The following is a 1,466-nucleotide window of genomic DNA, read 5'->3' as shown; positions in this document are numbered from 1 at the left end:
GCTCACACGCGACGGCGAAGTCGTGGTCGTGCACGACGCCGATCTGGGCCGAGTGGCCGGAGATCCGCGCAAAATCAAGGATTTGAGCTACGACGAGCTGACGCGCATCCCGCTGTACCCCACCGCGAAGCCGGGCGACGCCGAGGCCGCGCTGCTGCCGGGCGGCGAGGAGAATCCGCCGCTGGTCGTCACGCCGTCCAACGCACCGGAAGGGTACTACCAGCATGTGCCGCTGTTTTCGGACGTGCTGAAGCTGGTCGACGGGCGCGTTCCGCTGATCGTGGAATACAAGTTCGAAAACAACTCCACGTGGGATGATCGCGACGTTGAGCTGATGGAAAAGGGGCATGCGCTGCTTGAGGCGTATTCGGGCGCGTTTGTGGTCGAATCGTTCCATCCGGGCGCCGTGAATTGGTACAAGGAGAACCATCCGGAGGTGTGCCGCGGGCAGCTGGCGTGCTGGCCGGGAGCGGATGAGGATGCGGGTGACGCGGTTGACGCTGAGGCTGTGGCTGACGCTGAGGCTGGCGTGGCTGACGTGGCCGACGTGGCCGACGCCGGCAAGCGCTCCGCGGCTCGTTCCGCGGGCGCGGGGTCCACGCCGATGGATCAGGTGCGCAAGTATGCCGCCGGTTCGCTGGTGTTCGACTGGCTGTCCCGCCCGGATTTCGTGGCGTACGACTGGCGTGGTGGCGTGCTGCCGCAGGTGCGCCTGACGCGCGCGATGGGTGCGATGCCGGTCGCGTGGACCGTGCGCAGCCAGGACGAGTACGCGCAGTGCTCGGACCAGTTCGATCGCTGCATTTTCGAGGCGTTCGTTCCGCAGGCCGCGTGACTTGTGGGGTCACGTTGGCCTTTGGTTCGCAGGTTGCGTGATTTGTGGGTTCGCGTTGGCCCTTGGTTCGGGCAGGTGTTGTTCGTTCCGCGGGTTGCGTGATTTGCGGGTTTACGTTGGCCTCCGATTCGGGCGGATATTGCTCGTTTCGCGGGTTGCGTGACGTGATTTGTAGCGCCAGCTGACGTTTATAGGCGTCAGCTGGCGCTTGTTTATGTTTGCTGGTGTTTGCGCTGGTGTTTGTGTTTGTGTTTGTGTTTGTGTTTGTGTTTGTGTTTGCGCTGGTGCTGGTGCTGGTGCTGGTGCGCGTGCGTACGTGCGGGGGCGGTGTTCGCCTCGTTTTCAGACAGAATTGCCCCAATTTTGTCTGATTTTGGTAATGGGGGGGCAAGGTCAGATGGTCTCGAGTGGTTCGGGTGGTCCCGTACCGAAATCGGACAAAAGAGGTCTGATTTTGTCTGATTTTGGTGATGGGGAGAGGCAAGGTCAGATGATCTCGGGCAAGCTCGGGTAGCTTCGGACGGGCTCGTACCGGAATCAGACAGAAATGCCCCCAATTTTGTCCGATTTCGGTCAGAGGTAGTGGGGGTGACAGTCTCGTACCGTTTTCGGACAGAAACGGGCTGATTTT

General features: G+C 61.4%; 1 protein-coding gene. It reads left to right on the top strand.

Translation table 11 applies throughout. The annotated features are described in order from the left end of the window. On the top strand, positions 1–835 hold an 835-nt coding region (locus KIH75_RS09985), incomplete at its 5' end, for a glycerophosphodiester phosphodiesterase family protein (protein WP_219056550.1). Positions 836–1,466 lie beyond the last annotated feature (631 nt).

The sequence above is a fragment of the Bifidobacterium pongonis genome (assembly GCF_019331805.1).
Lineage (GTDB): Bacteria > Actinomycetota > Actinomycetes > Actinomycetales > Bifidobacteriaceae > Bifidobacterium > Bifidobacterium pongonis.
Note: the sequence above shows the minus strand (reverse complement) of the source record. Positions and strands in the feature narration are given on the sequence as shown.